The sequence below is a fragment of the Vibrio sp. Vb0349 genome (assembly GCF_033338975.1).
Window position 1 is genome coordinate 41,482 of record NZ_JAWOTS010000027.1, and the last position, 7,416, is coordinate 48,897.

Here is a 7,416-nt window from a genome sequence, read left to right on the forward strand (position 1 = left end):
TTTCCTTATTTAATTTGTAGTTGTAATTATTTAGCTAGTGGTGCAATGCAAAAGATACGGCTTTTGCATCTGAGCTAAACGAATCAAAAATGCACTCTAAGTAATTAGCAGCATAGTATAAAAACCGCCAACAACAGATCCTTTGAGAGTGCGTTCACGCAAAAACGATCACATTATACACAGCTATGTCAATCAGATGCTATTGCTTCCGACATCGTTTCTAATGCCTGTTCAATGTTCTCGCTATCCAACCAAGTTAAATCATCCCAGCTGCGTAACCAGGTGATTTGACGCTTGGCCAATTGACGAGTCGCGCATACGCCACGAAATACCGCTTCGTCACGTGTACACTCCCCATCTAAATACTCCCACATCTGTCGGTAACCGACGCATCGTATGGAAGGAAGATCGGGGTGAAGATCTTTTCGCGAATATAACGCTTTCATTTCTTCTTCAAAGCCCGCTTCCATCATCTTCTCGAAACGGAGTTCAATCCGACGGTGAAGTTCTGCCCTATCCTTGGGAGCTATTGCAAACTGCTTGACTCGGTATGGTAGGCTTTCACCTTTCGTTTGAGTCAATTCAGTCAAAGTTTTACCTGAAATGCGAAAAACTTCCAATGCCCGAGATAAACGTTGGGGATCATTGGGATGGATTCTCGCGGCTGACACAGGATCAACCTCTTTGAGTTCATCGTGCAACACTGACCAACCTTTAGTCAATGCCTCTTGTTCAATTTGCTGACGAATTTCAGGATTTGCAGCAGGAAGTGGTGATAAACCTTCAAGTAACGCCTTGTAATACAGCATTGTTCCACCCACAAGAAGTGGAATTTTTCCTTCTGCAACAATATCATCCATCGCTTTCAATGCATCTCGACGAAAGTCGGCGACAGAGTAAGATTCACTTGGATCCAAAATATCTATCAAGCGATGAGGCGCCAAACTTAACTCTTTTTCATCCGGTTTCGCCGTACCGATATCCATCCCTTTGTAGATCAAAGCAGAATCAACACTGATGATCTCAACCGGAAATTTTTGACGAAGACGAATCGCCAGCTCAGTTTTGCCTGATGCAGTTGGCCCCATTAAAAATAGCGCCAAAGGTAGTTTATCTGTCATGGTTTTAATTTGGCTATCGTGGCAGAGAAATCAACAGCGGATACGAATTTTGTATCTTCTAATGGCAATTGACCATGTCTTAGCTGTTCAAGTTCCGCAATAATTTGAATGGCTTCAGAAAAAGTATAGTGACTCTTCACTGTCGTGACCTGTAATGCGAGCCAATCTATCAACTCAGGCAGCATCTGAGCCGCTGCTATACCTTCGTTCACACAAGATTGCGCGTAAGATAACAGATCTGGTACTAAATTTTGTAAGTTTTGTTGACGCAGCGGAGCTGGGACGCCCATCACCATTAAGGCGTGCTCGTTTCTCGCTTTCAATTGAATACCAAGCAATGCCAAATCTTGTTGATAATCTTGGGCCAGTCTCACTAATTCGGCCTCTAACTTAATAGATAGAGGAACAAGCAGAGGTTGTGCCTTGAGTGCACCATCGCTTGGAGAAAGCTGGCCTTTTACACGATAAAATTCTGCTCTAGGTAACGAGACTAACGCCGCCCCACTGTCACTGCTCATCAAAACAAATTGTTCATCGACCACCATCAGCGCTTTGCCCAATGCAGTAATCGATGGCATTGATGTGTGCGAAGTTATCGTTTGGGGCGCTATTGGAGTGACTGCCTGAGCCTCAAACTCTGGCGTTTTCAACAGCTCGTGATAAGCGTGTACTTCTTGTTTAGTTGGCGCTGGTTCTACGTGGCGCTCTTTACTGTGACTTGGCTTTGGTGCAGGTTTGGATTCCACCCAATCATTACGTTTGAATGACTCCACTACGCGCGCCTCTCGCACGGAGGTTTCACTAGGACCGCTATTACGAGGCTTCACTTCATAATCACTGCGTCCAGGATAAGCCGGTGTACTCTCTATCGCTTGATAAACCCGCTCTGGTACTGGTGAAGATGCTGGCTCTTGTACTTTTTCAGGCTCTGGCGAATGCTCAATCTCTTCGGACTCAGTCGGTTCCACGCGATGAAATGCCGATTCATTCACCTGTGGTTTATCAATCACGGCGCTTTGCGCAAGTGCATCCGTCAAAGCTTGATAGATGAAATCATGCACCAAACGAGCTTGGTGGAAACGCACTTCATGCTTAGCAGGGTGAACATTCACATCTACTTGGTGCGGATCTAGCTCAATAAAGAGCACATACGCAGCAAACTGATCTGGCTTTAAGCTCATTTCATAGCTTTGACGAATCGCGTGATTGATTAATTTGTCACGCATCATTCGGCCATTCACATAGCAATATTGTAAATCGCTTTGCTGCCTTGCTCCCTCTGGTGTGGTAATCCACCCATGTAACTTTAACCCTTGATGCTCAAGCTCGATTCTGAGCATATGCCGCACAAACGCATTACCGCAGACAGCAGCAATACGCTTTTCGGTTTGAAGCTGATTTTTCGCCGCGCGATATTGACGGATGATCTTGCCGTTATGACGCACATTGATGGTGACATCAAAGCGGCTTAACGCAATGCGTTTCAATAACTCATCAATATGAGCAAATTCGGTTTTCTCCGTACGAAGAAACTTGCGACGCGCTGGAGTATTAAAAAATAAGTCCAACACCTCAACGGTAGTGCCAATCGGGTGCGCTGCTGGCTTAAGCTTCACCTGCATATCACGCCCTTCGGAGTAGGCACTCCAGGCTTCTTCTTGTGCCGCAGGACGCGACGTGAGCGTCAAACGCGAGACTGAGCTAATACTGGCTAACGCTTCACCGCGAAAACCTAGACTCATAATGGCTTCGAGATCATCTAAGGTATGTATCTTAGATGTCGCATGACGACTGAGCGCTAAGCCAAGTTCATCTTTCGCGATACCTTTTCCGTTATCACGAACACGAATCAGCTTTGCGCCTCCTTTCTCGATATCGATATCGATTCGAGTTGCGCCAGAATCAAGACTATTTTCAACCAGTTCTTTAATCACAGAAGCAGGTCTTTCGACCACTTCCCCTGCGGCGATTTGGTTTGCAAGTCTGGCTGGCAAAATTTTAATCGTCATAATGAGTTAGAAGCTCACCTACTTGTTTGGAATGATCAGGACTTGCCCAACCGCTAGCTGATCAGAGCGTAAGTTATTCGCTTTACGAATGCTCGATACGCTAACGCCGTATTTGGACGCTATTTTGCCAAGGAACTCACCCCGAGAAACCTTGTGCTTACGAATCGGTTTATCTTTTACCGCGACCGTTATCTTCAACTTTTGCCCTACCCACAAGGTATCTGACTTCAAGTTATTCTCTCGGCGGATATCTGAAACCTTCACTTTATAGTGATTCGCAATCTTACCTAAGAACTCACCAGACTTAACCTTGTGCGTAATGGTTTCTGTCTCAACAGTAATCGGTTTACTTGGCACTTTAATCGTACCAGCAGAAGGAATGTTGAGCTTCTGACCAATTGCCAAGCCTGTCGACTTCAAGTTGTTTGCCGACATCAGCGCTTTAGAGCTAAGCCCATATTTGTTCGCGATCACCGATAATGACTCGCCACGCTTTACAATATGTACCATTGGCTTCGCTGAAGGCGAGAACACCGTACCCTCTGGTGGGTTATCTTTTAAGTACTTGACGACCGCCTTAGTGATAGCCTGAGCTAACTTATCTTGGTGCGCTCGTTGAAACAGTAAACGCTCTTCTGTTGGGTTAGAAATAAAGCCCGTTTCCACTAGCACAGACGGAATCTGTGGAGAGCGTAAAACCGCAAGGCTGGTGTTGATCGGTTTGGTGTTATGTAGGTGCGCAACACGTCCCATCTCACCTAGGATTTCTGTTGCCAGCTTATAGCCTTCTTTTTGTGAATGACTAAACTGCAAGTCCAACAAAGTTTGGTTCACGTTACGATCTTTTGTCTTCGTGAAGAACGCATTACCCGAGCCGCCCAATAACTCAGACTGTTTCTCATGGTTCTCGACCCAACGAGCAATTTCGGTATTTGCACGACGAGTATTTAGTACGAAGACCGATCCACCGCGAGGCTTCGGTGAAGTAAACGCATCTGCGTGAATGGAGATCAGCAAGTGCGCATCATTTTCACGAGCAATCGCGACACGACGGTTTAAGTTTACAAAATAATCTCCCGTACGAGTCATGCGCGTTTTAATACCAGGAGTCGCATCGAGCTGAGCAGCAATTTTTCTTGAGATACTCAATACCGCATCTTTCTCGTACTTACGACGTGAAGGGCCAATAGAGCCAGGGTCTTCCCCACCGTGACCAGGGTCGATAACAATTAACACTTCTTGAGCTCGTTGAACTGAACTCATGTCTTTGCTGGCCGCCGCTGGCTTACTCGGTTTAGAGGTCGATGCCTTCTTACCGTGCGGTAAATCAATCACCAAGCGGTGACCATACTGCCCACCTGGTGTTGGGCTTAATTTAAATAATTCCGCTTGAACGCTCTTTTTTAGTTCAAACACCAAACGATAAGTGCCCTTCTCTGGAGGCGAGCTTTTTCGTACCAGTTTTAAAACAGGGCTATCCGTAACAGTAACAGGCAGTTTGGCCTGCATCGTCGTGCTTTTTAAATCCACGACAAGGCGATCCGGCCCTGATAAAGAGAAATAGGAATAGTCAGCTTCCGAGCCTAAATCGATGACAACACGCGTTTCATCAGGTGAAGGCCAAACTCGAAAACTCTTAACGACGTTAGCAAATGCTAAATTGGGGATGAGAAGGAGAAAAGTGGCGACAAACGTCGCCACTACTCTAAAATTTGAAAAACTCAACATAGCTCCAATCGACTGAGTAACTGCACACCATAATCATTATTAGCTGTTAGTTCGGCTACACGTTGCTCACCTTGGTAGCGAATGTTTACATCAAGATCCGGTTGTGGCAGTAAGCCATGCCCTTTTTCAGGCCATTCAACCAAGCAAATCGCATCGTCTGTGAAATAGTCTCGAATCCCCATAAACTCAAGCTCTTCAGGATCCGCAAGACGATAAAGGTCGAAGTGATATACTTGCCACTGATCCAACTGGTACGGTTCGACTAGAGTATAAGTTGGACTTTTCACGTTACCTTGATGACCAAGAGCACGGACAAAACCACGACTAAAGGTTGTTTTACCTGCACCCAAATCACCATGCAGATAAATTGTGGTTTGCTGGGAACAAAGCTGAGCCAGAGCGGTGCCTAGTGCAACCGTTTCATGCTCATCTTTTAAATTGAATTGTTTCGTGCTCATTGATGCTTCTCTAACTAATGATCGTTGACTATATAAAAATCAAAAGAACAGGAATAGTAAACCGTGTTGGTTTTGAGAGACAAGCTTTCAAATGTCATATGTGCGAAAAAAGTATCCAATAAACGGTATCTTAATCATCTTAGTATCGACCTAGATTTAGAATATATGCAAATGACTTCAATAAGCAGTATTCACAACATCAAAAACGTACCTAACTGGGTAGCACCAAAGCCAGAGATCCGTTAAGATCCGCCCCCCTTTATTCCGGTGGTTAACATGAACTACGAACAACTCGCACAACAAATCAAAGTTTGGGGAAAAGAACTCGGCTTCCAAAAAGTTGGGATCTGCGACGTTGATCTGAGTGAACATGAAGCAGCACTACAAAAATGGCTTGATGCAGGCTATCACGGCTCAATGGATTGGATGGCTCGTCACGGCATGATGCGTGCTAGACCCCATGAGCTACTCCCGGGAACCGTTCGTGTTATCAGCGTCCGGATGGACTATCTGCCACCAGAGGCTCAATTCGCTTCAAACCTCGCGAATAAAAGTCATGCCTATATTAGCCGCTACGCACTAGGGCGTGATTATCACAAGCTCGTCAGAAAGCAGCTAAATAAGCTCGGCAAACTTATTGAACAAGAGGTTGGTCAATATGGTTACCGACCTTTCGTTGATTCCGCACCAATATTAGAGCGACCTCTCGCCCAAAAAGCGGGCTTAGGTTGGACCGGGAAACATTCCCTGATTTTAGATCAAGACTGTGGATCGTGGTTCTTTTTAGGTGAACTACTTATCGACTTACCACTACCCGTAGATGAGCCAAGCGTTGATCAGTGCGGTAAATGCAAAGCATGCATTACATCATGCCCAACACAAGCCATCGTTGAAGACAAAGTTGTCGATGCCAGGCGTTGTATCTCTTATCTCACCATCGAGTTCGATGGCGTGATTCCTGAAGAGTTTCGAAAGCCAATGGGTAACCGCATTTATGGTTGTGACGACTGTCAATTGGTTTGCCCATGGAACCGCTACGCCGACATAACGGAGCAAGATGATTTCCACCGTCGTGACAGTTTCAAAAACCCTGACCTCGTCGACATGTTTAACTGGGATGAAGCGACTTTTCTAAAAAATATGGAAGGCTCCGCTATCCGTCGTATTGGTCATATACAGTGGCTACGTAACATCGCTGTCGCACTTGGTAATGCAGAATATAGTCAGCGAATCATAGATGCGCTGGAAAGTCGGCAAGGTGAAAATAAATTACTTGATGAGCACATTAAATGGGCTTTGACAGAGCAACTGAATCAACTCCCCACTGAGAGTAATTCATCTATAGAGACGAAAAAGCAACGCTTAATAAGGATAGTCGAGAAGGGACTGCCGAGAGACGCATAGAGCGTAGTCTATATGCAAGAGATTGAAAGTACTTTTGCATGTTCAATTCATGACCTTGTTCTCAATTTTGTAATGTGGAAAAAAATTTGAGATTCAAGAAAAACAAGCTAGCAGAAAAAAGTTAAACACAGCTCGGAGAAATGACTAGGATCAAAAAAATACCAGTTAATGATCGTATTTTAACGTACTCGATCCGACAAAAAACTTATTTTTTCTTTATATAACAAAGATTTAATTGATATTTCTTTGTTGTTTCAACTTCACTTTAGAGAAAAGATCTTTCTTCCCCATCATAAAAAGTCAAGCTAAAAACACTTTATCAACCAACTTATCCACAGAACGACGTATGTGGATAACTCTGTTAATTAAAGTAGATAAAACACGCGAAGCCTCATCATACTTGTACGTCAGCCGATTCATATCGTGTTTTAAACACAAACGAAATCGTCCGACATCATATGATGCGGATAAAAGTTTAGCTTTTGGGGATTCATGCTTCGCAGCATTATGAAAAGAGCGATGTGATTGGTTGCGAGAAGCAGGCGTTGAATCAAGCGGCGCATCCGTAGACGACTTAACAATTGTATACTAAATAAGTACTCAATCTATCGTCTTGTATTTGGTTGCGGGGGCCGGATTTGAACCGACGACCTTCGGGTTATGAGCCCGACGAGCTACCAAGCTGCTCCACCCCGC

Annotated in this window: 5 protein-coding genes; 1 reads left to right on the top strand and 4 read right to left on the bottom strand. The window is 44.7% G+C overall.

All coding sequences use genetic code 11. The annotated features are described in order from the left end of the window. Positions 1-188: 188 nt before the first annotated feature. From miaA to tsaE, 4 genes are read right to left on the bottom strand one after another with little or no spacing between them, the layout of a single operon-like run. Positions 189-1,121, bottom strand: a complete 933-nt coding sequence (gene miaA / locus R7Q47_RS20105) for a tRNA (adenosine(37)-N6)-dimethylallyltransferase MiaA (protein ID WP_213874976.1) — start codon at positions 1,119-1,121, stop codon at positions 189-191. Then, positions 1,118-3,130, bottom strand: coding sequence for a DNA mismatch repair endonuclease MutL (mutL, locus tag R7Q47_RS20110; RefSeq protein WP_248487099.1), 2,013 nt, complete (start codon positions 3,128-3,130; stop codon positions 1,118-1,120). The genes miaA and mutL overlap by 4 nt, the downstream gene beginning before the upstream one ends. 18 nt (positions 3,131-3,148) lie before the next feature. Next, positions 3,149-4,858: an N-acetylmuramoyl-L-alanine amidase gene (locus R7Q47_RS20115; protein WP_005381374.1), complete on the bottom strand. Its 1,710-nt coding sequence runs from the start codon at positions 4,856-4,858 to the stop codon at positions 3,149-3,151. Next, a complete protein-coding gene (tsaE, locus tag R7Q47_RS20120) occupies positions 4,852-5,316 on the bottom strand; it encodes a tRNA (adenosine(37)-N6)-threonylcarbamoyltransferase complex ATPase subunit type 1 TsaE (protein WP_005381372.1) in 465 nt (154 codons plus the stop codon). Before tsaE ends, R7Q47_RS20115 begins: the two co-directional genes overlap by 7 nt. Before the next feature lie 276 nt (positions 5,317-5,592). On the opposite strand from tsaE, the gene queG reads away from it, so the two are divergent. Next, entirely contained in the window at positions 5,593-6,720 is a 1,128-nt protein-coding gene (gene queG, locus R7Q47_RS20125) for a tRNA epoxyqueuosine(34) reductase QueG (protein ID WP_005381370.1), read from the top strand. Positions 6,721-7,416 lie beyond the last annotated feature (696 nt).

Bases quoted from the DNA above. Each gene is read 5' to 3' on its own strand.
- miaA (WP_213874976.1), bottom strand. From the start codon at position 1,121: ATGACAGATAAACTACCTTTGGCGCTATTTTTAATGGGGCCAACTGCA.
- mutL (WP_248487099.1), bottom strand. From the start codon at position 3,130: ATGACGATTAAAATTTTGCCAGCCAGACTTGCAAACCAAATCGCCGCA.
- R7Q47_RS20115 (WP_005381374.1), bottom strand. From the start codon at position 4,858: ATGTTGAGTTTTTCAAATTTTAGAGTAGTGGCGACGTTTGTCGCCACT.
- tsaE (WP_005381372.1), bottom strand. From the start codon at position 5,316: ATGAGCACGAAACAATTCAATTTAAAAGATGAGCATGAAACGGTTGCA.
- queG (WP_005381370.1), top strand. From the start codon at position 5,593: ATGAACTACGAACAACTCGCACAACAAATCAAAGTTTGGGGAAAAGAA.